Annotated in this window: 19 protein-coding genes; 5 read left to right on the top strand and 14 right to left on the bottom strand. The window is 46.3% G+C overall.

All coding sequences use genetic code 11. From position 1 onward, the window contains the following. Positions 1-52: 52 nt before the first annotated feature. The 5 genes from LZZ85_RS24485 to LZZ85_RS24465 all read right to left on the bottom strand — a co-directional run bounded on the left by LZZ85_RS24485 (position 53) and on the right by LZZ85_RS24465 (position 6,120). Positions 53-526, bottom strand: coding sequence for a Dps family protein (locus LZZ85_RS24485; RefSeq protein ID WP_237876243.1), 474 nt, complete (start codon positions 524-526; stop codon positions 53-55). A 39-nt stretch (positions 527-565) separates the two neighbouring features. Further along, positions 566-1,432, bottom strand: coding sequence for a transglutaminase-like domain-containing protein (locus LZZ85_RS24480; protein WP_237876241.1), 867 nt, complete (start codon positions 1,430-1,432; stop codon positions 566-568). Positions 1,433-1,611: 179 nt separating this feature from the next. Next, on the bottom strand, positions 1,612-2,361 hold the full coding sequence (locus tag LZZ85_RS24475; RefSeq protein ID WP_237876240.1) for a class I SAM-dependent methyltransferase: 750 nt from the start codon (positions 2,359-2,361) through the stop codon (positions 1,612-1,614). Between the two features lie 128 nt (positions 2,362-2,489). Further along, complete coding sequence (topA, locus tag LZZ85_RS24470; protein ID WP_237876239.1) at positions 2,490-5,078, bottom strand: type I DNA topoisomerase; 2,589 nt, start codon at positions 5,076-5,078, stop codon at positions 2,490-2,492. Positions 5,079-5,400: 322 nt separating this feature from the next. Then, the gene (locus LZZ85_RS24465; protein WP_237876238.1) at positions 5,401-6,120 is read right to left on the bottom strand and encodes an SGNH/GDSL hydrolase family protein; all 720 of its coding nucleotides are present in this window, start codon (positions 6,118-6,120) and stop codon (positions 5,401-5,403) included. 317 nt (positions 6,121-6,437) lie between these two features. Here LZZ85_RS24465 and LZZ85_RS24460 point away from each other — a divergent pair, with 317 nt between their 5' ends. Both LZZ85_RS24460 and LZZ85_RS24455 read left to right on the top strand, forming a co-directional pair. Beyond that, positions 6,438-7,487, top strand: coding sequence for a sensor histidine kinase (locus LZZ85_RS24460; protein ID WP_237876237.1), 1,050 nt, complete (start codon positions 6,438-6,440; stop codon positions 7,485-7,487). Beyond that, complete coding sequence (locus tag LZZ85_RS24455; protein ID WP_237876235.1) at positions 7,468-8,214, top strand: LytR/AlgR family response regulator transcription factor; 747 nt, start codon at positions 7,468-7,470, stop codon at positions 8,212-8,214. The genes LZZ85_RS24460 and LZZ85_RS24455 overlap by 20 nt, the downstream gene beginning before the upstream one ends. 264 nt (positions 8,215-8,478) lie before the next feature. On the opposite strand, the gene LZZ85_RS24450 is transcribed toward LZZ85_RS24455, so the two are convergent. Next, positions 8,479-9,351 (bottom strand): alpha/beta hydrolase, encoded by an 873-nt coding sequence (locus LZZ85_RS24450; protein WP_237876234.1) that lies wholly within the window; start codon positions 9,349-9,351, stop codon positions 8,479-8,481. A gap of 43 nt (positions 9,352-9,394) precedes the next feature. On the opposite strand from LZZ85_RS24450, the gene LZZ85_RS24445 reads away from it, so the two are divergent. Further along, positions 9,395-10,156, top strand: a complete 762-nt coding sequence (locus LZZ85_RS24445) for a Rossmann-like and DUF2520 domain-containing protein (RefSeq protein WP_237876233.1) — start codon at positions 9,395-9,397, stop codon at positions 10,154-10,156. An 881-nt stretch (positions 10,157-11,037) separates the two neighbouring features. Here LZZ85_RS24445 and LZZ85_RS24440 read toward each other — a convergent pair. The 8 genes from LZZ85_RS24440 to LZZ85_RS24405 form a co-directional block, all read right to left on the bottom strand. Continuing rightward, a complete protein-coding gene (locus tag LZZ85_RS24440; RefSeq protein WP_237876231.1) occupies positions 11,038-12,498 on the bottom strand; it encodes a COG3014 family protein in 1,461 nt (486 codons plus the stop codon). Positions 12,499-12,636: 138 nt separating this feature from the next. After that, positions 12,637-13,224, bottom strand: coding sequence for a penicillin-binding protein activator LpoB (locus tag LZZ85_RS24435; RefSeq protein ID WP_237876230.1), 588 nt, complete (start codon positions 13,222-13,224; stop codon positions 12,637-12,639). Positions 13,225-13,407: 183 nt separating this feature from the next. Continuing rightward, positions 13,408-13,845 (bottom strand): hypothetical protein, encoded by a 438-nt coding sequence (locus LZZ85_RS24430; protein WP_237876229.1) that lies wholly within the window; start codon positions 13,843-13,845, stop codon positions 13,408-13,410. Positions 13,846-14,265: 420 nt separating this feature from the next. Further along, positions 14,266-15,273: a Hint domain-containing protein gene (locus LZZ85_RS24425; RefSeq protein ID WP_237876228.1), complete on the bottom strand. Its 1,008-nt coding sequence runs from the start codon at positions 15,271-15,273 to the stop codon at positions 14,266-14,268. An 88-nt stretch (positions 15,274-15,361) separates the two neighbouring features. Next, positions 15,362-16,537 (bottom strand): pyridoxal phosphate-dependent aminotransferase, encoded by a 1,176-nt coding sequence (locus LZZ85_RS24420; protein WP_237876226.1) that lies wholly within the window; start codon positions 16,535-16,537, stop codon positions 15,362-15,364. 136 nt (positions 16,538-16,673) lie between these two features. Then, the gene (locus LZZ85_RS24415) at positions 16,674-18,257 is read right to left on the bottom strand and encodes a flavin monoamine oxidase family protein (RefSeq protein WP_237876225.1); all 1,584 of its coding nucleotides are present in this window, start codon (positions 18,255-18,257) and stop codon (positions 16,674-16,676) included. Between the two features lie 727 nt (positions 18,258-18,984). Beyond that, entirely contained in the window at positions 18,985-19,707 is a 723-nt protein-coding gene (locus LZZ85_RS24410) for a LytR/AlgR family response regulator transcription factor (RefSeq protein WP_237876224.1), read from the bottom strand. After that, positions 19,673-20,734 carry a sensor histidine kinase gene (locus LZZ85_RS24405; RefSeq protein ID WP_237876223.1) on the bottom strand — a complete coding sequence of 354 codons (1,062 nt, stop codon included), beginning with the start codon at positions 20,732-20,734 and terminating at the stop codon, positions 19,673-19,675. Before LZZ85_RS24405 ends, LZZ85_RS24410 begins: the two co-directional genes overlap by 35 nt. A gap of 143 nt (positions 20,735-20,877) precedes the next feature. Between LZZ85_RS24405 and LZZ85_RS24400 the strand changes: the two genes are divergently transcribed. Beyond that, entirely contained in the window at positions 20,878-22,290 is a 1,413-nt protein-coding gene (locus LZZ85_RS24400) for a TolC family protein (protein ID WP_237876221.1), read from the top strand. A gap of 9 nt (positions 22,291-22,299) precedes the next feature. Further along, the gene (locus LZZ85_RS24395; protein ID WP_237876220.1) at positions 22,300-25,569 is read left to right on the top strand and encodes an efflux RND transporter permease subunit; all 3,270 of its coding nucleotides are present in this window, start codon (positions 22,300-22,302) and stop codon (positions 25,567-25,569) included. Positions 25,570-25,595: the final 26 nt, after the last annotated feature.

Raw genomic sequence — 25,595 nt, 5'->3', positions numbered from 1 at the left:
GTCAGAAGCAATTCCTGACTACTTGAGCTATTTTTTAATTTTTACTTTTGAATTATCTCTTCCTGTAGCTGCGCAGCATCCAGGCCATTTTCTCGTGCTGTTTCAGCAGGCCGGTGCAGAAATCGCTGCTGCCGATGTCTTTGTATTTTTCGTCAAAGTCGGTGATAAGGGAGCGAAGGCGATGGATGATGGTTTCGTGATCGGAAGTGAGGTTATCGATCTGTGAAGGCTGATCTACGGGAACTTCGGGTTCTTCGAGTGAAGCCAGTTTGAGGAGTTCTTTTAAACGGCCTTCGGCAAAGTGACCGATGGTACGGATGCGTTCTGCTACCTCATCGATCATTTCCGCGAGTTGATCGTACTGGCCCTCGTAAAGCTTGTGGAATTCCATAAAGCTCGGTCCTTCCACACTCCAGTGATAGTTGCGGGTCTTGTTATACAATACGTGTTCGTCTGCCAGCAGTTTGTTGAGTTGTTCGGCAACTGCCTGCCTGTTTTTCTCAGAAATGCCAATGTCGATTTTCATAAAGAAAATTTTTGGGTGAAGACAAAGATGACCCTGTCGTCAGTCCAAAAGTGATGCCAGCTCTGCCAGTTCTTTTTGCTTGTAGGCATCGGCTTCGGAGGTGAAGCATTTCCCGAATTCTTCCAGCAGGCGCTGGATCATCTCTTTGTTTTTAAGAGGTTTGAAGAAGCCGGGGTCCGGCGTTACAGAGATACGCTGAAAGTAGTTTTCCAGGTCCTGGTGAGAGAATACCTGACCCGACGTGGGGTCTATAAAGAATTCTACTTTTCCAAGCGGATCGGGCAGAATGTCCGCCGAATAGCCGGGTTTGAAGTAGGCAATAATGCACTGTTGCGGGATATTGACCGCTCTGACGGGAATATCCAATAGTTCGCAAAGCAGCAGGTAAAGGATCGCATTGCTCACCTGGTTGCCGCGCTTTGTTTCCAGCGTTTTGTGCAGAAGAAAGTCATTGGGCTCCTTACTGCTCATTTCACTGCCTTTGAGGCCGTAATAATTATAAAGTATGCTGGTCACGATCCTGATCTGCTCAAGCGGGGTGAGATAATTGTTCAGCTCAAGCCAGATGTTCCTGCGTACCTTTTCCACTTCCTGCAATACAGGCGCTGTGGAAAGATCTGGATACTGGAATTTCGCAACAAGCAATGCGCCAAGCAAAAGATCATGATGACCGGCAACATTCCATTGGCGGAAGTCTTCCGACAGATCACGATAATGCAGCTTGTGAATGAGTAATTCGATACGTTCCTGTATTCCTTCGTCGGGAGTCGTTTCCCAAAGATGCTCGAGACTGGGGATGATAGGTTTCCCATAACCAACGATCTTTTCCGATACTGCATCAAAAACTTCTTCGTCCGGATCGTCTATTAAATGAAACAGCGCTGATATTTCCTTGTTGTTCTCCAATGATGCAATTTGGTCAATGCAAGGGAAACAAAGGAGTGAAACTTTTCCACAGCAAGTGGATTAAAGTAAAAATTCAAAAGTAAAAATTAAAAAACACTTCGGGAAAGCAGTAATTGTATCCCCTTATTTGAGCATACTTTTTTAATTTTTACTTTTGAATTTTTACTTGCGTATGCGCATCACTTTATCTTGCGGGCCACCGCCATCCAGTCCCAGGGTTGTGGTTGTTGCAGCCAGGATGGCGCTTCAACAAATTCGGTGTTCCAATCGTAGTTGATCTTTTTTCTTGTGACTAATTCGAAGCCTGATCTTGACAGGAGAAGATCCAGTTCATCACCGAGATAGTGTTTTGTTGCCACATCATCGATCTCGACATTTCCCTGTTGAAGATCGGCGTATCGTTTAGCAGCTTCAACCACTGGTAGCTTTTGCTGGAAGAGTTTTTTATCGATCTTCCACTGATGTTGTATTATGCGCGTGAGTAACCATGATTCAAGTGAAGGGACAACGAGGACAAGGTGCCCGTCTTTTTTCAGGCTTTTATTGATATTGTAGAAGAAACGCTGGCGCTTCATCAGAGATTCGGAGAGTATCGCATTCACGCAGAGCGCCGCATCATAGCCGGAGAAGGGAGGTTTGGCGGAAGACATGTCTGAACGCTGGTAGGTAACGTTCTGCAGATCCTTATAATTTTTCTTTGCAATCGATAGATTCTTTGCAGAGATATCAATGGCATGGACCTTTGCAAAAGCAGGGGAGAGAACAGGCAACCATTTGCCTACTGCACATCCTATATCAACAATGGATTTATCTTTACCTGCTATTTTATTGATCTCTTTGGTGATCAGTCCTTTTTTATCCTGCGCGCGCACGTCAAAGATCTCTTCATCATATTCGGGGGCGATATTTTCCCAGTAGGAGCGTTTCATGGGCGAATGGTTTTTGTAAAAATAGAGGATATATATAAGTTTAAAGGTTTAATAGTTTTAATGTTTAAAAGTTGTCGGGTAACTTTTAAACATTAAAACTATTAAACCTTTAAACTTATACGCGAAGCTTACTTCTTCTTTGCGGCTTTCTTCGTTGCAGTCTTTTTCGTTGCTGTTTTCCTGGCTGCTTTTTTAGCTGGTGCTTTTGTTTTCTTTGCAAATGCGCCGGGCACTTCTGCTTCGATCATTTTCTTCACGTCTTCGAGGTTGAACTGTGCAGCTTCTTCAGGCGTGTACTTGGTGTCATCTGCTTTCTTCGGGATCTTCAGCATTTTTTTACCAAAGCGGATGAAGGGACCCCAGCGGCCATTTTCCAACGCAATGTTTTCATCAGCCCAGCGCTGGATAAAGCGATTTGCTTCTTTTTTCACTTTTCCGTCGATCAGCTCATTCATATCTGCCTGCGTCAATGTATCGAAATCGTATCGGCGCGGAACGTTGATGAACATGCCATCCCATTTGATAAAAGGACCGAAACGGCCTTTGCCTTTGGTGATTGGTTTTTCTTCGTAAAAGCCAACCGGAGCATCGGCTTGTTGTTTTTCTTTGATCAGTTGAATGGCACGATCAAGGTCAACCGTTGCGAGATCTGTTCCTCTTGGAATGGAGATATAGTCTTCCCCCCATTTCACATAAGGGCCAAAACGGCCAACGTTCACAGAGATATCCTTGTCTTCATACTGACCAAATGTTCCCTGCAATTTGAAAAGTTCCATCGCTTCGTCATAAGTGATGGTTTCAATGCTCTGGCCGGTAGGGATCTTGGCAAACCTTGGTTTATCTTCATCTTCAGCACTGCCGATCTGTACCATGGGGCCATAACGGCCCATGCGTGCCACAACAGGTTTGCCCGATTCCGGATCAAGACCCAGTTCACGCTCGCCTTTGATCCGTTCTGCATTTTCTATGGTGTTGTCTACATCCTTTTTGAACGGGCTGTAGAACTCATCGATCATTTTATTCCACTTCAGTTTTCCATCGGCAACGTCATCAAATTCTTCTTCGATCTTGGCAGTGAAGCCATAATCCATGATGTCATCAAAATATTGCTTCAGGAAGTCTGTAACAACCAGTCCGAGATCAGACGGGAATAGCTTGGACTTCTCCGCGCCGGTATTCTCCTGTTCGACTTCTTTGGAAAGTGTATCATTTTTGAGAACGAGTACACGGAAGTCCCTGCGTATACCTTCCTTGTCACGTTTTTCCACATAACCTCTTTTCAGGATCGTGGAGATCGTGGGTGCATAGGTTGATGGACGGCCAATGCCAAGCTCTTCCATCTTTTTAACCAGCGAAGCTTCCGTATAGCGTGGCAATGGGCGGGTAAAACGTTCAGTTGCTTTCAATTCACGAAGCGGCAGTTGCTGGCCAACGGTCAACGGAGGCAGCATGCCTTCTTTTGTTTCGTCTTCATTCACCTCATCTTCATCCTTGTCTTCACGATATACTTTAAGGAATCCATCAAACTTCAATACTTCACCGGAGGCGGTGAGTTCTTCCTTATTGGTGGAGATCTCGATCTTTGCTGTTGTTTTTTCCAGTTCGGCATCTGCCATCTGGCTTGCCATGGTGCGCTTCCAGATCAATTCGTAAAGTCGCTTCCATTCAGGATCTTCCACTGTTGTATTATGCATGTAAGTGGGCCTGATCGCTTCGTGAGCTTCCTGTGCGCTTTCGTTCTTGTTCTTGTATTTGCGGAACTGATGATATTTATCACCATACAGGCCTTTAACGGTTGCGGTAATATCGCCGAGCGCTGTATTGCTCAGGTTCACGCTGTCTGTACGCATGTAGGTAATATGACCATTTTCGTACAGCCTTTGTGCGATCTGCATGGTTCTGGATACGCCATAGCCAAGTTTGCGGGATGCTTCCTGTTGCAATGTTGACGTAGTGAACGGCGGCGCAGGGGAGCGTTTACCAGGTTTTACCTGTATGTCCGTCACTTTATAAGTGGCGCCAACGCAGCTGTTCAGGAAAGCTTCAGCATCTTCTGCGCGTGATTGTTTTTTTCCTTCTGCGGAGAAGGGAACATTTTTATCGCTGAGATCTTTTGCAGTGAAAAGTCCTTCTACTTTGAACGAACTGGTCGGGATGAATGAATTGATCTCCCGTTCGCGTTCTGCGATCAGGCGTACGGCAACGCTCTGCACGCGTCCGGCGCTGAGGTTGTTGCGCATACTCATCTTACGCCAGAGCACCGGGCTTAGCTCAAAGCCTACGATGCGGTCGAGGATGCGTCGTGCCTGCTGGGCCATAACCAGGTTCATATCCAGCTTGCGCGGATTCTGAACGGCAGCCTGGATTGCAGGTTTGGTGATCTCATGGAAAACGATCCGCTTGGTGGTATAAGGGTCAAGGCCCAGCACCTCACATAAATGCCAGCTGATCGCCTCACCTTCGCGGTCCTCATCCGTTGCGAGCCAAACCTCTTGCGACTTGTTTGCCAGGGTTTTAAGCTCTTTTACGACGCGTTCTTTATCTTCCGGAATAATGTATCTCGGTTCGTAATTTTTTTCTATATCTATCCCCATGCCTGCTTTCTCCAGGTCGCGGATATGCCCGAAACAGCTCTTCACCTGGAAGTCATTTCCCAGGATCTTTTCGATCGTTTTCGCTTTCGCAGGGCTTTCTACAATCAATAGGTTTTTCGCCATATTCTCACCGTAATTAAATAAAATGACCACCTGTTAGTGTGCCGGAAATTCAATTTTGAAACATGGGAAATTCTCGTCGCAAAATCAAATTGGAGGCCCAGTAGTGGTCGCAAGTTAGAACAAGAATAATAAAAAAATTTGTAAACCATTCCGCAGATACCCTTCAGAGGGTCATCCGGGCACTTATTTCACTCTCTGAAACCCTTGCTGGTAAAGGGTTTCAGGGTTGTTTACTTTTTTCGCGAAACGGGGTACACATTTTTTTCTGAAAAAATGCGTTGTGCGGGCAGGAAATATCCGGGTGTTTAAACGGCGGCGACTGTTATTTTTTTGTTTTTGGCAGGATGTATTTACCGATTTCCGCGGCCCATTCACCATAGGCTTTGCCGGATGGATGCAGGCCATCTTCAGCAAGAAGACTGGCATCGGAGGAGGCTTTCCTGGTTCCGGGAGTGATATCTATATAATGTATGCCGTACTTTTCTGTGATCAGGCGATTGGCGGCGTTGTAGGCATCGATATCTTTTGCGATCTGCTGGCGGTCCCGGCCCTCCGCAAAGGGCGTTACACCCCAGTCGGGGATCGATAAAACCACCACATGGGATGTGTCATTTCCCGCAAAATGAATGGCCTGCTGCAGCAATTTTTCAAATTCAGGGATGTAGTCCACCACTTTCAACCCGCGGTACTGATTATTTACACCTATTAATAAGGTGACAAAATCATACTTCTTCCTGATGCGGGCTTTTGTAACCGCAGCCTGAAGTTCGCCGGTCGTCCAACCGGTAGTGGCAATGATCCGCGGAGCGGAGAAATTCTTTCCTTTTTCCCGCATGATCCTGACTAACTGATTGGGGAAATTCTCTTCTGCCGGCACTTTTTCACCAATGGTATAGGAGTCACCGAGCGCGAGATAGTCGTATTTTTCTTTTTCCGGGGATTTCATAGCAACGAAAATAATGCTGAGGAAACATAGTAGCAACATGATTGCTAACGGAAAGCGGGAAAGCCCGGGCAGAAGGATCAGCGTTTTTTTCTTCATACGGCATCGTGTTTAGGTTCGATGGTTGATTTTAGCGTTTCAACTTGCGTATAAGTATCGCAGAGAGCGCAAAGTACGCGCCAAGTACGCTAAGAATCCTCTGCGCCCTTAGCGCTTACTTTGCGTCCTTTGCGATACTTATACGCCATGCTGGCTTTAAGTCGATGGCTATGGTCTCTCACGAATCCGGGCGGCTTAACCATCGCCTGATAACTGCACAAAGATAGAATTTATACAGTTGAAGCAGGGATTTCGACGTTGCATCCTGTTTTAGCAACAGTACAAACCGCTTTCATATACCTTCCAGAAAAGCTTGAATGATGAGGGATACTTCGTTGCGGATAGGCGGGCAACTACTGATCAGTGTGGTAGCGATCTTCTGTTTCTATCCGTCTTCTCTTTTTGCAAACGAAATATCTTCAGGCCGCCTGATCATCTATGTTGTGGTGTCCACCTTCATCGTCTGGGAATTGCTACGGCTTTGTATCTGGCAGGCTAGACGCATGTATCCCGGGATCCGGTATACGCGGCAGCGCCTTTTGTTTGTAGGAGGAATGACACTTGCGATCGTTGCAATCTCTCCGTTTACCAGGTTTTATCTTGGCGAGCTGATCAATGTCTACGGTAATACAGCCGGACCATCCGGGAGTGTATATTCTTACCTGCGGATCGTCGGACAAAATATCTTCTATTGCCTTTTTATTTCTGCTACGTACGAGTCGATTTATTTTTTTAAGGAGTGGAAGAAATCTTTCAAAGAAGCAAGTGATCTGCGGCAGGCGACATTGTATGGCCAGTTCAATTCGCTCCGAGATCAGGTGAACCCTCATTTCCTTTTCAATACGCTGAACACGCTTACTGCGCTGATCCCGAAGGATGCGGAGAAAGCAGAAGCGTTTGCGCTGGAGATGGCGGATGTGTACCGCTATCTTCTCCGCATGAATCAGTATCCGCTGATTGATCTTGGCCAGGAGATCAGTTTTATCCATTCATACACGGCACTATTGCGAACCCGCTTCAATGAAAATTTTTCGCTGGACGTGTTATACAAAGATGGCGCGGAGGAACAGTTACTGCCTCCGTTGACGCTTCAGCTGCTCGTCGAAAATGCCGTAAAGCATAATGTGGTTTCTTCACGAATGCCGCTCAGGGTGCTGATCGAAGTGCACAAGGACGGACTGTTGGTGAAAAACCGTTTGCAGCCCAAAGTGGAACCTGTTCAATCTGAATACACCGGCCTGTTTAACCTGTCTCAGCGTTACAGGTTGCTTGGGATAGGACAGGTATTCGCCGGTAAAGAGGGAGACTCATTTGTGGTGAGATTGCCGTTTAAAAAAAGTAAAGAATATGAACGTATTGATCATTGAGGACGAGCGCCCGGGAGCGGAACGTCTTGCGTCCATGTTGCAGGCCATAGACCCTGCCATCCAGGTCTGCGGAATGATAGAAAGCGTGGAAGAGGGTGTCGAGTGGTTCAAACATAATCATCCGCCAGCACTGGTGTTCATGGATATTGAACTCAGTGATGGCAATTGTTTTCAATTATTAAAAAGGATCAATCCCGCCTGCGGCATTATATTCACTACTTCCTACAATGAATTTGCCCTGGAAGCCTTCAATTATAACAGTATCGCCTATCTCACAAAACCGATCAGAAAAGATGACCTGAAGAAAAGCATTGAAAAGTTCAAAGGGTTCAAAGAACTATTCGAGCAAAAAACTTCGGTGTATCAACAATTGTTGCCCGATCTGTATAAGCGGGATCGTTTCCTGGTAAAAAGAGGTCAGAAATATCTTCCGGTATTGATGGAAGAGGTCTCCTATTTCTACAGTGAAGGGAAGATCGTTTTCCTCGTTTGCTGGCAGGGAATAAAATATGTGCTGGATTATGCGCTTGATGACCTGGAAGGGATGATCGATCCGAGACAGTTCTACCGGGCAAACAGGGCATTTATCATACATGTGAAATCGGTGATCAGTTTTGAGAATGACGTGAACAGCCGGCTTCGCGTTTCTGTTCAGCCATCTATTGATCGCGAGATATATGTCAGCAAGGAAAAAGCGGCAGATTTTAAAGAATGGATGGGAAGATGAATTTTCCGTTTGAGTAAGCGGATCTTCCGTTTGAGAGAGTTTGGCCGACCATGGCTGTTTTGGGATAATAGCTTTGGGGCAAACTTTTTCAATGAAATTCGTTGCCCTTCTGATCTGTGTTTTTCTTTCGCCTGTATTCTGCGCGCAGCAATGTGAGTTGAAATGCAGGCAGCCCGGGGTTCGCCCGGAAGAACATCATTGCTGTTCGCCGACAGGCTATGGTTGTTGCCGGCGGCCCGTTCAATTGCTTCCTTAGCATACAGATCAGGAAGCTGTTTCCTGAACAGTATCGAAAAAATCCAGCACCGTATTTCTCACAACTGTGTCTCTGTAGATCTTATTATGGCCAAGATCCTGCGTGATCTCAAAGCGGATATTTGGCCGGTGACTGTCTCTTATCTTCAACGCATCTTCAACAGGGGTGATCTTATCATCTTCGTCATGTATCCATAGAATGTCTGCGTCAAAGTAGTCGAGTGTTCTGCCAATGGAGAACCATGCAGTTGGTTGTCCGCCGACGCGGATGATGATCTTTTCAAACTCTTCCCGCACTTCAGGTCGCTTAAGCCGGATAAACTGAAAAAACTGGTTGACCAGTGTTTCGGTTTCTGTTGCCGGTGCGATCAACGCCATACGCGGCTTTTTCTCTGTTCCCATCTCCGCCAGCGCCATACACAGGGCGAGTCCGCCGAGGGAATGCGCAATAAACGCATCCATTGGCCCGTACTGACGGCAGATCTGCTGAATGAAATTGCAGTATTGCAGGGCATTTACCCGTTTTCCGCTGCTGCGTCCATGTGCTGGTGCGTCAAAGGCGAGCACTTCGTAGCCTTTGTCGAGAAATCCCTGGATGTATTTGTCAAAATTGATCATAGATGATTCAAACCCATGGATCACCAATGCGCGTTTTGCTGCGCCGCCATTCCATCTGAATCCGTTGATATGATAATGTTCAAACGGGAAATATAGTTTTTCGGCTGTACTGAAAACAGCAGGAAGAGGTCCTTTTGTTCGCCGTTGCGGTGTGGAGAACAGGTTAAGGGCCTGTTCTGCTGTTTTTGAAGGTGAAACAGCTGATAATATCCTGAATTTGCCCCGGATATAACCCACTGCAATTTTTTGTACTAATTTCATCATTGGATACAAAATTATTCAATACTGCTAAACTTCCGGTTGAATTATGAATATCGTTATCGTTGGCTCAGGTAATACTGCTGCTATACTTGGCAGAAAATTCAAACGTGCCGGTCATGAAATACTCCAGGTAGTAAGCCGCAATGCGTCTGCAGCCAGTCAGCTGGCATATGAGTGGGATACGGAGTCGGCCAACTATATCAGCCTGCTGAACAAGAATGCCGATGTATATATCATTGCGGTATCTGATACTGCGGTAAAGGAGATCACCGCGGACCTGCGTTTGCCGGGAAAAGTGGTTGCGCATACAGCTGCTGCGGTGCCGGCAGATGTCTTAAGAACGGTAACGGATCATTATGGTGTTTTTTATCCATTACAGACACTCCGCAAAGAGATGAACCGTCTTCCGGATATCCCGGTATATGTAGACGGGCATGATAAGATCGCAAAGCAGGTGCTGGAACAACTTGCGTTATCTGTTTCATACTATCCACCTGCGGACGCAAGTGATGAGCAACGGTTGAAATTGCATGTTGCAGCTGTAGTGGTAAATAATTTTGTCAATCATCTTTTTTCTTTAGCAGAAGAGTATTGCAAACGGGAGGGAATCGCCTTTGCCCAATTATTACCCCTGATCGATGAGACGGTTTCGCGTATTAAAGAAGTATCGCCGAAGCAGGCACAAACGGGGCCTGCGATACGTCACGATGATGGAACCATCGCGAAGCATCTGGAGATACTGGCGGCGCATCCGGAATTGCAGAGAGTGTATGAGGCTTTAACAGCGAGTATTCAGCGTAGTGAATAGCGGGAGGGGGCCCGCTGCCCGTGGAGTGTTTGTTTTGACGGGCGGGCAAGGGCGCTTTTTTTCGACGGGAGCGTCGAAGGGCTCTGTTTACGTTTTTGCCGGAGGGGCAAGGCCTTTTTTTTCGACGGGAGTGTCGAAAGACGCTGTTTAGGTTTTTTGCCGGACGGGGCAATGCCTCTCTTTTTCGACGGGAGGTCGAAGACTCCGTTTACTTTTTTTGCCTTGATGCAAAAAAAGTAACAAAAAAAAATCAAGGCTGGGAAAAAATGGCTAAAAATGGGAGGATGTCACCTGCACCAAAAAAACTCGCCGGAGGAGTGTTTCGGTTCGTTTGGCGTGCTGGCTCAAACAGTTTTTGGCGCCTTCGCACACCTGCGGTGTGACTCAGACGGTGCCAGCCTCCCATTTTCTTAACGCCATTTTTTCCAAGGCCAGGGGCGTTGAGAGAGGAGGAGGCGTTTGCGGAGAAGATTCGTTATAGTCCCGATTCTGTATTATAATTTGACGAGTTAACTTTTATGCTAAAGAAGAAATAAAGCCAGCGAAAACCGTAAGGCTACACTTATGTCAAGGCCTTCTGCCCGCTTTGAGAAGGGGCGGCCTAGCGCAAATGGCGTTAAGAAAATTATGGGCGTAACCGACGAGCCGAAGGCGAGGGCGCTAAAATATTGTCTGAGCCAACACGCCAATCAATTCAACATACTTTCCCGGCGAGTTTATTTTAGTGCCAGGTGAAGCCCATAATTTTTAGCCCCCGCATCGAGTGCGGGGCTGGCTATTTGCGCGTAGCCTTGATCTTTTTTTGTTACTTTTTTTGCATCAAGGCAAAAAAAGTAAACGGACCCTTCGACCTCCCGTTGAAAAAAACCCCATCAATACGATTACCTGATCGTATTGACCGTCATTACCTGCAGCCCCCCATGCCCGGTAGCCTTTACCGGCACGGTAATAGAACGTTGCCCGCTCAATTGAAGGCTGATATTGTTTTCGCCCTGCTGAAGAGGTATCCGGGCGTAGTAGATCGTATGAGGAAGGCTTTGCCAGTTGCGGGTATCCGCTTTTTCAGAAGCAAAATTGAAGAGCTGTAATCCCAAAGCGATGGCTTCGCGGGTAGCATCTTCCTTGCGTTCTTTCTTCTTTTGCTCTTCTGATTTATTCTTATCGTAAGTGTCTTTTCTATCCGGCGGCCTGATGGCAGCCTCCGCCAGTTTCTTGATCGCCAGTCGGGTCAGCGTCGAAGATAATTCACGAAGCATGCGTTCGCGCAGCGTTGCGAAGGCAAGGTTATTTACATCTTCTGCAGCTTCGAGTCGCACGGAAGCACCACCGATCTGCGCCACCCCTCCTGTATAGGCAGGAGCAACCGTTTCGTATTTTGGTAATGCTACACGGAAACTGCGAAGGTTTTCAAGTTTAAGATTGTCACGACTATACCCGCTGCTGAAATCGAACGGAACATTGAAGGCATTATTTGCATCAGCAAAAAAGAAACCGCCACCGGAATCTTTGAAGAGGGAGAAGAACAGATCCTGCTGTGCTTTGATAGGGGCAGAACCGCTTTCCCAGAAAAGTACGAGATCGCCACCGGCAGACTTGTCCTCCCTGTTATAAGTAGTGTTCAACAGTCTTTCATAGCGTCCGAGTTCGTCTGTGAACCCGTTCAGATAGGCCGTTCTTAAAAGATCTTTTTTGAGTTGCTCCGGCATTTTTATTCCGTAGTAGTCACCCTTACCATCCAGGAATACATCAGCGGCATTACGATACGCGATAAACGCATTGTTCACATCACCGCCCTTTTCATAAATGATCCCCTGCACCATTAAGGAGAATGCATCTTCTTTGTATTTGTCTTTATTGCCGACCTTATCTTCCTGTGCGTAAGTACGCAGGCTGATACGGCGTGCTTCAACGATCGCATCTTCGGTTTGACCCAGTTGAAGATAATTGATGGCTTTATAATAATGGACCAGATACTTTTCGAAATCCTCCGCTTTATAGGTCTGCATCATCGGGTTGAGGAGATTACCGAGTGCAACGTCCTTCACCGAAGTACGTGCGGTTTCCATTAACAGATCAGCCTCATTAAAGTAAGTATTGCTGCTATCCCATTGTGCCATCAGGTGACAAACCTTTCCGCGCTCAAGCAGATACAGTAACCTGTTGCGGTCTTTCTTCAGCAGCTTGCTCTTGTCCAGCTCCTTGGCCGCCTTATTGTAGTCACCGGATTGCAGGCTTGTATAATAGCCTGCGACCTGCTGATTATATGTCGCGCAGGAAACAAGCGTTACAGCCAGCAAAATGCCAGTAACTACTCCAGTAATATTTTTGGGAAAACAGAACATCAACCCGACGTTAAAAGTTAAGAGTTCAATAGTTTAAGAGTTTATCGGTTAAGTTCTGCTGTTGAAAACCTTACCAGTACATCAACTTTCAAACTATTGAACTCTTAAACTTTTAAACTTGCAACAGCGTTGCGGGGTTTAGTTCTTTACATATTTAGCGATCTTTTTCTCACCAACGTAAACAACTTCGTTTGTTTCGATATTGGTAAGTTCAAGATTGATCTGGTAGTAAACTACTTTCTTTCTTTTCTGGGAATCAACAATAGAGTTGATAGATCCCTGCAGGATAAAATCAGCACCCTGTTCGAGTCCAAACTTTTTCATGGTGCTGGAGCTTGCGTTTGTTTGCTGATCAGCTTTTTCCGCGCGGAGTTCTTCGCGCTTTTTACCACCCTGCACCAGTCTTACCCTGCCGGTTGATACGAAAGCGTTCTCAATATCTTTGATGAAGGTCTCTGCCTCGATATGCTCATGACTTTTATTGTTTACCATTCCTACGATCACTGTCGGACGCTGACCGTTCTTTGTTCCCATATAATCCGTAAGCCATCTTTCAGCAAGAATTGTTTTTGTCATTTCTTCCGCTGTAAGCCTTGAATCGGTGTTGTTCCAACGTCCGCTCAGATCAATCTGTTCTGATGGATCGATCCTTGTTACTTTATGTGCACAATTAGTAAAGAAGAATAATGCAGTGAGAGGTAAAAAGATAAGTAAACTCTTTTTCATGTTGCATGAATTAGCGCGAATAGCCGCGAATGCTCGCGAATTACGCGGTTGGTTATGTTTAAAGATTGTTATTGAACACAGTTCGAGGGTTTGGTTTAAAAGCTTAATTGTTTAAAAGTTTAAGAGTTAATCATACAATGTGAAAACCGTTAAACTATTAAACTATTAAACTTTTAAACTTTTTTACCATCCCCATCCGAAGTTAAGCCCCCAGTTGAAATTACTGCGGCGGTTAAAACGGTAAGGGGAATAGAAGTTGTTGAAATTATTATAACGCCCCCAGCGGTTGTTGTAATTGAAATTCATGGAAGGATAATACCAGTCATTATTGTAATAACCGTAATTACCGTTGCGGGCTCTCTCCATTCTGAGTTGCTGACGGAACTGACGGCGTTCGGCGCGTGCCTCTGCTTTGTCTGCCAGGTAGTCGATCGCCTTATAGGTTTCCTGGGCAGTTGTGCCCTGGTATGTATTCAAGGAGTCTGCAACTTTCATGTACTTAGCCCTGCTTACAGCATAGTCGGGATTCTGATCAGGAGCCAGCGCAGTTTGCGCCATAACGATACCAGCAGTGAACAGCAGTGCCAGTACAAACAAACTCCTGTGTAAAGCTTTTTTCATCGTTGAAGGTTTTAGTGCTTTAATATAAAACGGTTTTCCGGACTTTTTGTTACCGTTTTGTAGTATTGTTAATTTCATTAACACCCAAAGGTCAGAATATCAACAATTAATCCAAAAACAGTCAGGCGAAAAACCTGAGACAAAGTTAATCACGGATCAGTTAACGAAACGCGAATATTACATGTACGCGAATGTTCACGAATGGCCGCGAATGAACGCGAATGCATTCCGAACGACGACAAAATTACCTGAATCAGCGGGTTATCAAAATGGGAATGGGATGAACTGGGATTTTTGAAGTTGCAACGGTTCGTGAATGTAGGATAAAAAAAGGCCTGCGAATGGCCAATAAAAAGGCCCGGACAGTTTTATGCCCGGGCCTGTAAGACTCTATTCGTGCTCATTAGCGGCAATTAGCGCTCATTCGCGTTCCCTTACGGCTTTTTGGAGGACCATGACCTCGTTGATCACAAATGTCGATCCGCTTTCAGCAACGATATTATACACCTGCTGCTTTCCCTGGCCCTGTTGCTGCTTGAATACGACATCGTATGCCTGGTAGTGACCGGCTTCATTTTGACACAATACCTTCTCCCCAATAGTCACCTGGCCGATCTTTTTCTCGCCTGCGCTCGTTACAACCGGGTGGTTGGGTGTAGCGCTGAGCTCTTTTGTGTCAATGGAGAAATAAGTGCCATTTGCTTTTATTTCTTTCGTTGCGCTGACCAATGAGAGGTTGGTGATCGCATAATTTTTTGCTTCATGAATGGTCAGTTCTTTTACTTTAACCGTGAAATGCTTGCCGGTAACCGGATCAACGGTTACCACTTCATCGCCGGGTTGAATATCTTTCATCTGCTTTTTAATACCGCCAGCCATCGCTACGTTGGTGGTGCCAGGAAAGCAGATATCGTTCCCATACGTTTCAGATTCCTTGCCCATGTCTTTCCCACCATTGGCGGCTTTGAACAGCTGGAAACTGAACTCCTTTGATAATACGTAAGACAATTTCAAAGCAAAGAACTTTTCCTGCTGATCTACTTTGTCAATATCCTCAAATGTTTTTTCCCAAACCTTTGGTTCAGTGGACATATTTGGCAGAACGATCTTGTATTGTTGTCCTTTTTCATTGGTATAGAAAACTAAAGTTCCCAATTCCAGCATGCCTTCTTTCAATAGTATTTTATAAATGTCCATTCGTTTCTTCAGGCCATCGGTTCCCGTGATGAAGTAAGGTTTGCGACCTTCATAACGATCCAGCACGTATATGTTCTCGATCTTTACATAGGTATCATTGTCAAGATCTTTAACGGTAAAGGCTTTTGCTTTATCATATTGCTCAGCAGTCATTCCTTTCGGGGCAGTTTGTGCGATCGCCTGGAAAAGTCCGACGAGGATCATAAGGGACAGGAGAAAAGTTTTTTTCATAATCAGTAGCTTTTATCGAATAGTTAAATCGCGGTGCCGAAGTGTTCAACTTCGCACACCGCGATACTTAATTGAAAATTATTCCGGATCAGGAGATCTCTTTAAATGCTGCGGCGAATGCTTCCATTTCACCCATTGTGCCGATGCTCACGCGGCACCACTCCTTGCTGTTGAATTTCCATGAGCGTACGCTTACACCGCGCTTCGCCATTTCCTGCACAAACTTCATACTATCCATTTTTATCGGGAACAGAACAAAGTTGGCAGAAGAAGGAACGTATTCATATCCTTCAGCTTTCAATACTTTATACAGGTAGTCACGCGAAGCAAGCGTTTTCTGCAGCGCATCTTTCAGAAATTCTTTGTCTTTATAAGCGGCTACAGCAGCCTGAGCTGAAGTTACAGAGATCGCATTGCCACCCTGTGCATATTTCTGTACTTTTTCGAGGGTATCCCTGTCGGCTGCCATATATCCGATCCGTAATCCGGCGAAGCCATACAATTTAGAGAACGTGCGGCAAACGATCACGTTCTTCACTCCTTCCGAAACGAGTTTCATCATAGAAACCGCTTTTACATCCGGCAGATAATCGATATAAGCTTCGTCAATAAACACGGTCACTTTCTGCGAAACGCGGCGGCAGAAATCCTCCAGTTTCTTTGCATCCACTACAGTGGCTGTGGGGTTATTGGGATTGCAGATATAAACGATGTTTGTCTTGGAATTGATCTTTTGCTCCATGGCATCAAGATCAGTTTTATAATCAGCGGTCAGCGGTATTTTCACCCACTCGCAATTCATTTCTGTTCCTTTATCGGGAAGATCGCGGTAGGACGGATCTGCTGCAATGATATTTCCGCCCGATTGAGCAAAAGCAATGGCTGTAGCATCGAGCAGACCGGAAGAGCCGGCAGACAGGAGGATCTGTCTATCAGGAACACCTTCTTCCTTCGCGATCAGCCCCTGCAATTCCCTTACCTGCGAAAAGCCATAACGGGAACTGCCGTTCAGCGCTTCAAGAGCGGCCTGTTTGGCTTTTTCCGAAGGGCCAAATGGATTTTCGTTGGCAGACAGCCTTGCTTTGATATCAGGAGGCAGTCCCATGTGCAATTGTTCTTCGATACTAAGATCGGAGATCGCAAAATTGTTTCGGGCCTCAGCTGGTGCAGCAACTGCTTTTTGCAACAGCGAAGCTAAAGGCAGAGTACCGGCAAGCAATACTCCCTGTTTTAAAAGTTGACGGCGTTGAATGTTTGCAGACATTAGAGTATTGGTTTATTGTGAATGGAAAAGAATTGAGTTTTAAAGTCTAGAAGTTTTATAGTTTTATAGTTTTATAAGTTTAACGGTAAGTAGTCATCTTAACCATCAAACTTTGAAACGCTTAACATTTAAACTTTTAAACACCCATTCCGTACTTCACCCTCTGCCCCATCACCCTTGCATGAATATCCGCCACTGTCTTTCTTGCAGATTCAAACGCTCCGGCCATCCATGCGTTAAGGTGTGTCATGTGCTCTCCGGCGAAGTATACCTGTTTATCGGGTTGTTGTAATGCTCTATAATAAGTTTGTCTATCCTGGTTGTTGTAAACGGCCCATCCGCCCATACTGAATTGGGTTTTGTGCCAGCTTACAGAAAACGATGTTTCGAATTCTTTGGGATATTGGGAATGGATCAGTGTTCCTTTTGTCAGGGCAAGCTTCTCACGATCGGCGTAAGAGAGTTCGCCTGTTGCTTTAGCCTTCTCATTGAAATTATAATAGCCGATCAGCACGCCTTTTTTACCGAGGTAATCATTGGACGGATAGAAGATCTGCGTCAGTTCATTATTGGTATGAGTGATGCCGCCATAGATATGTTCATCTTCTTCCCAGAAACGCCGTTTGAACTGAAGTCCGATCTTGCCGGTGTTATTGTAGCCGATAAAGTCGATCGCGCGGCTGGCATCTGATCCAAAGTTATGATTGATATTGCTAAGAACAGGCAATGGGATCGTACAAATGCATAGATCCGCCGTGATCTTTTTCTCCCCCTGGGCATCTTTATAAGTGATCTCTACCCCTTCTGCCTGGTTATGAATAGCGGTCACCTGGCAATTGTACCGGATCTGTTTGCCGATCTTTTGCTCAAATGCTTTTCCTATCTGGTCCATCCCGCCGATAGCCTGCAGCATGGTCATTTGTAATTCAAATGTGTATTCCGCAACGTTATAGAAATCCGGATCCAGCAGACCCGAACCGATGATATCCGCCAGTTTATGTGCATCCGCGATCTTTCCGGACCGATCTCCGCTGCCAGGCATTTCAGTATACCCACGGCGTGATGATACTTTATATAGCTTATCGATATCAAGACCGCCTTCCGCCCTTAGATATTCCAGTAATTTCTGGTTGTCTTCCGCGGTCAGAGCGGTATCCAATTTGGACGAATCGATGGCTTTCGCGAGCAGTTCCATGGTATAACCTCGCATGTCATTATGGATCTCCCGGACACGCACTTTTTTATTGGATAGCGGGCCTTTGCCTTCACTGAAATACCATGCCGCTTCATTTACATTGTTATACACCTGCAGTGGGACTTCCAACTCTTTGCAGTAGTGCAGGGTAAGCTCATGATTATGGGGAATACGGGATGGACCGGCATTGAAATACAGCCCATTATCAAAACCCGCAGCATGTTTACCAAAAACCGTTTCCGTATTCACGGAACCTTTTCGCACACTCCAGCAGCGCCCGCCGCTACGTTCACGTGCTTCCAGTATTGTACATTGATAGCCGAGCTTCGTAAGCTCATATACACTCGCCATTCCGGCAAGTCCGGCGCCAAGGATAATGATCTTTTTTCCGTTGGCATTGCCTTCCAGGTGAAAGGGGTGCGCGGGAGCAGGCCGGAGCATGTCCCAGGCTAACATTGCGGGATATACCAATGCACTGGCTTTGCCAGCATCGGCCAAAAAACGACGTCGGGAGACAGTTTTCAAGTAAAAATGATTGTGATTGCAGTTGATTTGATATCCTTAACCGGTCTCCAAGATATAGAAATTGATGTTTTCGGAAAAATTTAAAACATATACACTAATCTAATATGTTTATTACCGGCTAAATCTTCTCCACCCACTACCCATAGTTCCCGCTGTTTGTTATATTCATCTACTTCCCCGTCAGAAAACGCCGATACCTATCCCTTTGAATACAGCCGGCGTATTGCTTCCATATACCATATTGCCTGGGTAGACTACATATCTATCCCACTAAAAAATATATAAAATATAATAATCATAGAATTATCAGGTTATTAATCAATACCTAATTAGATACCCGTTAAATACGTGATAAATACCTGATAGGTACGGGATATATACGGGTTAGCAATATAGATACCTTAAAGATCAATAAGATACGCTGGCCAATTCGGGTAAGATCCTGGTACGTGGCCGGGCCTGGATCATTGCCTTCAGTTAAGGAGTTTCAAAACGTTTTATTGGCGTAGAGGAACGCGGCGAACGCAACTAGACGCGGCGGCGGAATACAACATCTTCCACGGCTGTTTTCGCCGTGTCCGCCGCGTCTCGTTGCGTTCGCCGCGTTCCCTTCGCCAATAAAGACTTGATTTTACAGGATTGCTGCACTGCGTCGTGGCTTCTCCGTTAGTGTTCAATGATATTTCACCTGAATAAACAGCACTGCAAGTCGGCGGCCCATTCGTGATCAATCGCGGCCGTTGGTGTTCGATTCGCGTTTCAGGCGTTTGTTAAGCTCCTGCCTGTAGGTGATCCCTACCGGCATCCGGATCTCATTCACTGTTACGGTATCTTTTCCATGTTCATGGATCTTGTTCAGCGAAACAATAAACGATTTGTGGATCCGCAGAAAGCGGTCATCCGGCAGCAATTCTTCCAGCTCGCTGGTGGTCAGCGAGACAATATGGGTTTTTGAAGGTGTGCTGATACGTATAAAATTGCCCAGGCTTTGTGCATACAGAATATCATCGAGCTCGATCCGGATGTTTGCATTTCCGGATTTTACTGTAATAAAAGTCAGCGTTTCTTTTTTCTCTGTTTCTTTTTTGACGGCGATCTCGAAATATCTTTCGGTCGCGGTGATAAAGCGGGGAAGATTGATCGGCTTCAACAGATAATCCACTACTCCGAAATCATAACTCTCCATTGCGTGCTCTGAGTAGGCAGTCGTGAGAATTGTACGCGGAGGATTTTTCAGTGTGCGAAGAAGATCCATGCCGGAGATCTCGGGCATATTGATATCCAGGAACATCAGGTCTACCGGATGCTGGCGCAGATAATTGATCGCTTCGAAAGCGTTATAGCATTGTTGTACCAGTTCCAGCTGCGGCACATGGCGGATATGACTCAACAGCACATAATGCGCCGCGGGTTCGTCATCCACGATGATGCAGGTCCTTCTCTGGTCCATACTTTTCGATTTTCAGTCTCAAATGTACTTGAAAATCGCCAGAGCCTTCTCGTATGTCCAGCTGATGACGGTCGGGGTAAATGATGGCCAGTCTTTCTTTTGAATTCTTTAAGCCGATCCCGGTAGAAACCACCTCTGCCTTTTTCCGTGGTACAGAATTCCGTACATCCATCACGAACCAATCGTTCTCCATTTTCAGGGATACGGACACTGCGCAATGTTCTACGCTGCAGGTACTGTGTTTGAATGCATTTTCAACAAACGCGATCAGTAACATTACAGGGATCTTGTATTGTGCGGGATTGTCCACTGCCTGCGTGAACTGAACATCACAACGATGTCCGACACGCTCTTTTTCAAGGTTGATATAACTTTCAATAAACCCGATCTCGTCCTTCAGCGAAACGCATTTCTTGCTGCCGCTTTCCAACTGGTAACGCATCAGCTGCGAAGCCTGCATCAGCAGGTCAGATACACGATCCGGATACTGGAGACTTACGCCGTAAAGGGTATTGAACGTATTGAAAAGAAAATGGGGGTTCAGCTGGCTGCGCAGTGCATTTAACTGCATCTCACGGGTAAGATTGTTCTCACGTTCTACCTTGCGCTGCTCGCGGTAGTACTTCAACAGGAATAACGGTCCCATGATACAGATCGATGTGGCAATGACAGTCGCTACATGATAGGCAAATGTCTGTTGCCGGATCTCTTTATAAAGATCACAGTTCTTGTATAACCATCCTGTTGCGGCTTCATACAGGATTGCTGAAAAAAGCAGCACCAACCCGATGCTCATCAATGTATAGGCGAGCGGTTTGCCTTTTTCAAACAATACGGGCAGAAGGAAATTACGGTTGAGTTGTGCGTGCGTGTACAGGATCGCGAAATAAGTGCTGGCTTTCCATAAGCTGTTCCATGAACTGATCAGCATCCAGTCGTTCATGGTAAACAGAACAAACGTAAAAAGCAACACCACTATCTCCTGCAACCACTTATTCTCAACAGTTCTCCGGATGGCTATTTGCATTTTATTTAGTGACTTTACCTTACAAAGGACGCGCTTAAATGCATAAGTATCATGGCGAAAATGACCAGTTGCATTCATCATTTATGAATACGAAGCATCATTTTTGCTCATGCGTTCTGCAAAACTGTCAATTGATTTGCAGTATGAATTTAAAGAGACGCAGCACTCCTCTCTCTGCGCGACTTTCACTTTCCCTGCTTGCTTTTATGATCCTTTCTGTGGCCCAGGCGCAAACGCTATCGCTCCGCGAAGCTGTTGATACCGCTATGGCACGGTATGGTATCATTCAGGCAAAAGGGAACTACGTTAAGGCCGGCGAAGAACGTGTGATACAATCAAAGCGGGAATACCTCCCCAATCTTAATTTTTCTGCACAGCAGGTGTATGGAACCGTGAATGGCCAGAATGGTCCCTTGTATGGCTTCGGCGGACTTGGTGTGGCATCATCCGGCCTGCCGCTTCCCGATCAGAACTGGAATGCCGCCTTCGGTGCGCTTTACCTGGCAAATATCAACTGGGAATTCTTCAGCTTCGGTCGCGCAAAGGAGCGGATCAACGTTGCAAGAAAATCCCTGCATGTGAATGAAACAGATCTTGACCAGGAAAAATTCCAGCACCGGGTCCGCGTAGCAGGCGCATATCTCAACCTGCTGGTAGCACAACGGCTAAAACGCATCCAGGAGAAAAACCTTGAGCGTGCGATGATCGTAAAGCGAACCGCCACTGCGCGCGCAGCAAATGGATTGCTTGCGGGGGTTGACTCATCCCTTGCAAATGCAGAGGTGTCAGCTGCACGCATTGCACTGACAAATGCCGATAACCTTGTGCGTGAGCAGGCAAATCAATTGTCTGTCCTTACAGCGATGCCCACACAGGATTATGCGCTTGATACAACGTTCATTAATAAACTGCCACTGGCTCTGGCAGATTCAGTTGGTTTGCAGGAGCAACTTCACCCGATCCTCCAATACTACCAAAGCCGGATCGATCTCAGCAACCGCCAGGTGATCCTTAACCGGAAACAGTACTATCCAACGTTCAGCTTTTTCAGTGTGTATCAAACAAGAGCTTCCGGATTTTCTTCCAATTATGCAGTGGATCAGTCGGCCTTTTCCCATAATTACATTGACGGCATCAAACCCACCAGAAGCAATTACCTGCTGGGTATCGGCGTACAATGGAACATGACGACGTTGCTTCGTACCCGTCCTGCTATAAAGGCGCAGGAATTCACCTCGAAAGGTTTGCAGGAAGAATACAACCAGGTAAAGCAGCAGTTGGATGCGCAGGTTTCGCTGGCGGACGTACGCATTAAGAATGCACTCAGCAACTATAAAGAAGTACCCAACCAACTGAAATCGGCCTCCGATGCTTACCTGCAGAAAACAACGCTTTATAATAACGGCCTGACCAATATCGTCGATGTAACGCAGGCACTGTATGCTTTGAACCGTGCAGAGACGGATCGCGATGTATCATACAGCAATGTGTGGCAGGCTTTGTTGCTCAAGGCAGCGGCAACGGGAAACTGGGATATTTTCATTAACGAATTTTAAGAGATCATCATGAACATGATACGTTTCGCGCTTCGCAAGCCGATCACCATACTGGTTATTGTTGCCGGATTATTTTTCTTTGGCATCCAGGCAGCACGAACGATCAAGGTAGATATATTCCCGAAGCTGGAGCTTCCGGTGATATATCTTTCGCACCCATTCTCCGGCTATACTCCGTCGCAGATGGAAGCGATGTTTGCGAAGCAATATATCAACATCATGCTTTTTGTAAATGGGATCAAAGCCATTGAAACAAAAAACATACAGGGGCTGACACTGATGAAGATCAGTTTCTATCCCGGAACAAATATGGCGCAGGCAGCTGCGGAGCTGAGTGCCTTTGCCAACAGGATACAGGCGATCTTCCCACCGGGATCCAACCCGCCGTTCATTATACGTTTTGACGCATCAACACTTCCGGTGGGACAGGTGGTGCTAAGCAGCGACAGAAGAAGCAATAACGAATTGCTTGATATGGCAAACGTTTACGTGCGTTCTTCTTTCACTACCATTCCAGGGCTTGTATCGGCTCCTCCATTCGGCGGTAACGTCCGGACCATTGTGGTCAAAGTGGATCCGCAGATGCTGCGTTCACATAACCTGACACCTGATCAGGTGGTGGAAGCATTGCGGGTGAACAACCAGACCACCCCGTCAGGTAATGTCCGGATCGGCGATAAGAACTATATCACTCCAACCAATACTCTATTAAAAGAAGTAAAGGATTTTGAAAACATTCCCTTGTTCAAAGGCGGTGTGCAAAATCTTTACCTGAGAGATATTGCTACTGTTGAAGATGGTGCAGATGTGTCTGTAGGATACGGTCTTGTAAATGGCAAGCGCTCCGTTTATCTCAGCATTGCAAAAAATGCAGATGCATCCACCTGGGAAGTTGTGCAGAACCTGAAGAAAGCATTACCCAAAATGCAGTCAAACCTTCCGGAAGATGTACACCTCTCCTATGAGTTCGATCAGTCGACCTACGTGATCAACTCAGTAGAAAGCTTATTAACGGAAGGCATCATCGGGGCGATCCTCACAGGATTGATGGTCATGTTATTCCTTGGGGATGTAAGAGGTGCACTGATCGTGATCATGACCATCCCTACATCCATCATATCCGGCGTATTGTTCCTTAGTTTGTTTGGACAAACGATCAATATCATGACGCTGAGCGGTCTTGCGCTCGCGATCGGGATCCTGGTGGATGAGAGTACCGTGACGATCGAGAACATACACCAGCATTTGGATATGGGCAAGCCGAAGGCCGTCGCCATATGGGACGCCTGTAAAGAAATTGCCTTCCCGAAATTGCTGATCCTGCTTTGTATCCTCGCCGTATTCGCTCCCGCATTCACCATGGGTGGAATACCGGGTTCATTGTTCCTTCCGCTTGCGTTAGCGATCGGGTTCAGCATGATCGTTTCTTATTTCCTTGCACAAACATTTGTGCCGGTGATGGCGAACTGGCTGATGAAAGTAAAACATCATCACAAACAAAAGAAAACTGAAGCGACTGAAGAAACTGCGGAAGTGGAAGGTTATGATGAGACAGATAAGGATACCTGGAATCAAAAGAAAGCATTGGTTGAACGGGAAGACAGCAATCTCGATGGCAAGGTCAGCGGTTTTGAAAAATTCAGGATGCGCTATTTGCGGTTCATTAACCGAATGATGCCTTACAGGAAGCCGATCGTGATCGCGTATATCGTGATCGTATGTGGTTTCGCCTTCTGGATGATGCAATCGATCGGAAGGGATGTATTACCAAAAGTGAATGGCAGCCAGTTCCAGGTAAGGCTCCGCGCACCGGAAGGAACACGGATCGAAACGACAGAACAAAAAACACTGTCAGCGATCAACGGTATCAAACAGATCGTGGGGCCGGAAAATGTTTCCATCACCTCATCTTATGTGGGAACGCACCCTTCGCTGTTCTCGATCGCGCCGATCTTTTTATGGATGGCGCAACCGCACGAGGCCGTGATACAGGTGCAGCTCAGCGAACATTATAAAACCGATCTTGATGGTCTGAAAGAAAAGATCCGCGCGCAGTTTTCCAAAGATCTGCCTGATCTGAAACTTTCCTTCGAACCAATTGAGCTGACGGATAAGATCCTGAGCCAGGGCTCACCTACACCGATTGAAGTGCGCCTGGCTGGAAGAAATAAACAGGTGAATGAGACTTATGCAAACAAGCTGATCGCAAAGCTGAACGAGATCTCGTATCTGCGCGATGTACAGTTGGGCCAATCTACGAAATATCCTTCGATCAATATCGACGTGGACCGTGTAAGAGCAGCGCAGCTGGGATTGGATATGACGGACGTATCCAGGTCATTGATTGCGTCCACCTCATCGTCCCGTTATACCGATAAGAATATCTGGGTGGATGAAAAAGCTGGTTACAGCTACAGTGTGCAGGTGCAGGTGCCGGAAAGTAATATGCAAAGTGTCAATGACATCAGTGAGATCCCCTTGCTGCGCAATGCGACAAGGCCTGTGCTGGGAGATGTGGCGACCATTACACCCGGAACGACCTATGGTGAAAATGACAACCTTGGCGCTACTCCTGTATTATCTGTGACAGCGAATCTGAATAATAAAGATCTTGGATCGGCGGCGAAAGATGTGCAGAAAGCGATCGCCGCATTAGGGGAATTGCCGAGAGGATTAAGTGTGGAAGTAATTGGGTTGAGCAATACGCTGACAGATACGATGAGCAGTTTGGAAAGCGGATTGATCGTTGCGATCCTGGTGATCTTCCTGATGCTGGCGGCGAACTTTCAGTCGTTCAAAGTATCCGGAGTTGTATTAGCCACAGTACCTGCGGTAATTCTTGGCTCGATCGCATTACTGCTGATCATGGGTTCAACACTGAACCTGCAATCATACATGGGAATGATCATGTCTGTAGGTGTATCGATCTCGAACGCGGTATTGCTGATCACGAATGCAGAACAGTTGCGTAAGCACAGTGGTAATGCGATCACGGCCGCAACAGAAGCTGCTGCATTACGTATGCGCCCCATCCTGATGACGGCGCTGGCGATGGTAGTTGGCATGATCCCAATGGCCAGCGGATTGGGTGAAGCGGGTGATCAGTCTTCTCCTCTCGGACGGGCAGTTGTCGGTGGCCTGATCGCCTCTACCTTTGCGGCACTGTTTATCCTGCCACTGGTGTTTGCGTGGGCACAGGGCAAGGCGACAACGCAGAGTGTTTCGCTGGATCCTGAAGATGAGGAGAGCAGGTTTTATGCGGGAGAAGCAAAGGTTTAAAAGTTTAATAGTTTAAGGTTTATAAA

Source organism: Terrimonas ginsenosidimutans (genome assembly GCF_022012415.1).
Taxonomy (GTDB): Bacteria; Bacteroidota; Bacteroidia; order Chitinophagales; family Chitinophagaceae; genus Terrimonas_A; species Terrimonas_A ginsenosidimutans.
This window is presented reverse-complemented; position numbering and strand designations above follow the sequence as displayed.

Coding starts and splice junctions, on each gene's coding strand:
- LZZ85_RS24485 (WP_237876243.1), bottom strand. CDS start 526: ATGAAAATCGACATTGGCATTTCTGAGAAAAACAGGCAGGCAGTTGCC.
- LZZ85_RS24475 (WP_237876240.1), bottom strand. CDS start 2,361: ATGAAACGCTCCTACTGGGAAAATATCGCCCCCGAATATGATGAAGAG.
- topA (WP_237876239.1), bottom strand. CDS start 5,078: ATGGCGAAAAACCTATTGATTGTAGAAAGCCCTGCGAAAGCGAAAACG.
- LZZ85_RS24465 (WP_237876238.1), bottom strand. CDS start 6,120: ATGAAGAAAAAAACGCTGATCCTTCTGCCCGGGCTTTCCCGCTTTCCG.
- LZZ85_RS24460 (WP_237876237.1), top strand. CDS start 6,438: ATGATGAGGGATACTTCGTTGCGGATAGGCGGGCAACTACTGATCAGT.
- LZZ85_RS24455 (WP_237876235.1), top strand. CDS start 7,468: ATGAACGTATTGATCATTGAGGACGAGCGCCCGGGAGCGGAACGTCTT.
- LZZ85_RS24450 (WP_237876234.1), bottom strand. CDS start 9,351: ATGATGAAATTAGTACAAAAAATTGCAGTGGGTTATATCCGGGGCAAA.
- LZZ85_RS24445 (WP_237876233.1), top strand. CDS start 9,395: ATGAATATCGTTATCGTTGGCTCAGGTAATACTGCTGCTATACTTGGC.
- LZZ85_RS24440 (WP_237876231.1), bottom strand. CDS start 12,498: ATGTTCTGTTTTCCCAAAAATATTACTGGAGTAGTTACTGGCATTTTG.
- LZZ85_RS24435 (WP_237876230.1), bottom strand. CDS start 13,224: ATGAAAAAGAGTTTACTTATCTTTTTACCTCTCACTGCATTATTCTTC.
- LZZ85_RS24430 (WP_237876229.1), bottom strand. CDS start 13,845: ATGAAAAAAGCTTTACACAGGAGTTTGTTTGTACTGGCACTGCTGTTC.
- LZZ85_RS24425 (WP_237876228.1), bottom strand. CDS start 15,273: ATGAAAAAAACTTTTCTCCTGTCCCTTATGATCCTCGTCGGACTTTTC.
- LZZ85_RS24420 (WP_237876226.1), bottom strand. CDS start 16,537: ATGTCTGCAAACATTCAACGCCGTCAACTTTTAAAACAGGGAGTATTG.
- LZZ85_RS24410 (WP_237876224.1), bottom strand. CDS start 19,707: ATGGACCAGAGAAGGACCTGCATCATCGTGGATGACGAACCCGCGGCG.
- LZZ85_RS24405 (WP_237876223.1), bottom strand. CDS start 20,734: ATGCAAATAGCCATCCGGAGAACTGTTGAGAATAAGTGGTTGCAGGAG.
- LZZ85_RS24400 (WP_237876221.1), top strand. CDS start 20,878: ATGAATTTAAAGAGACGCAGCACTCCTCTCTCTGCGCGACTTTCACTT.
- LZZ85_RS24395 (WP_237876220.1), top strand. CDS start 22,300: ATGAACATGATACGTTTCGCGCTTCGCAAGCCGATCACCATACTGGTT.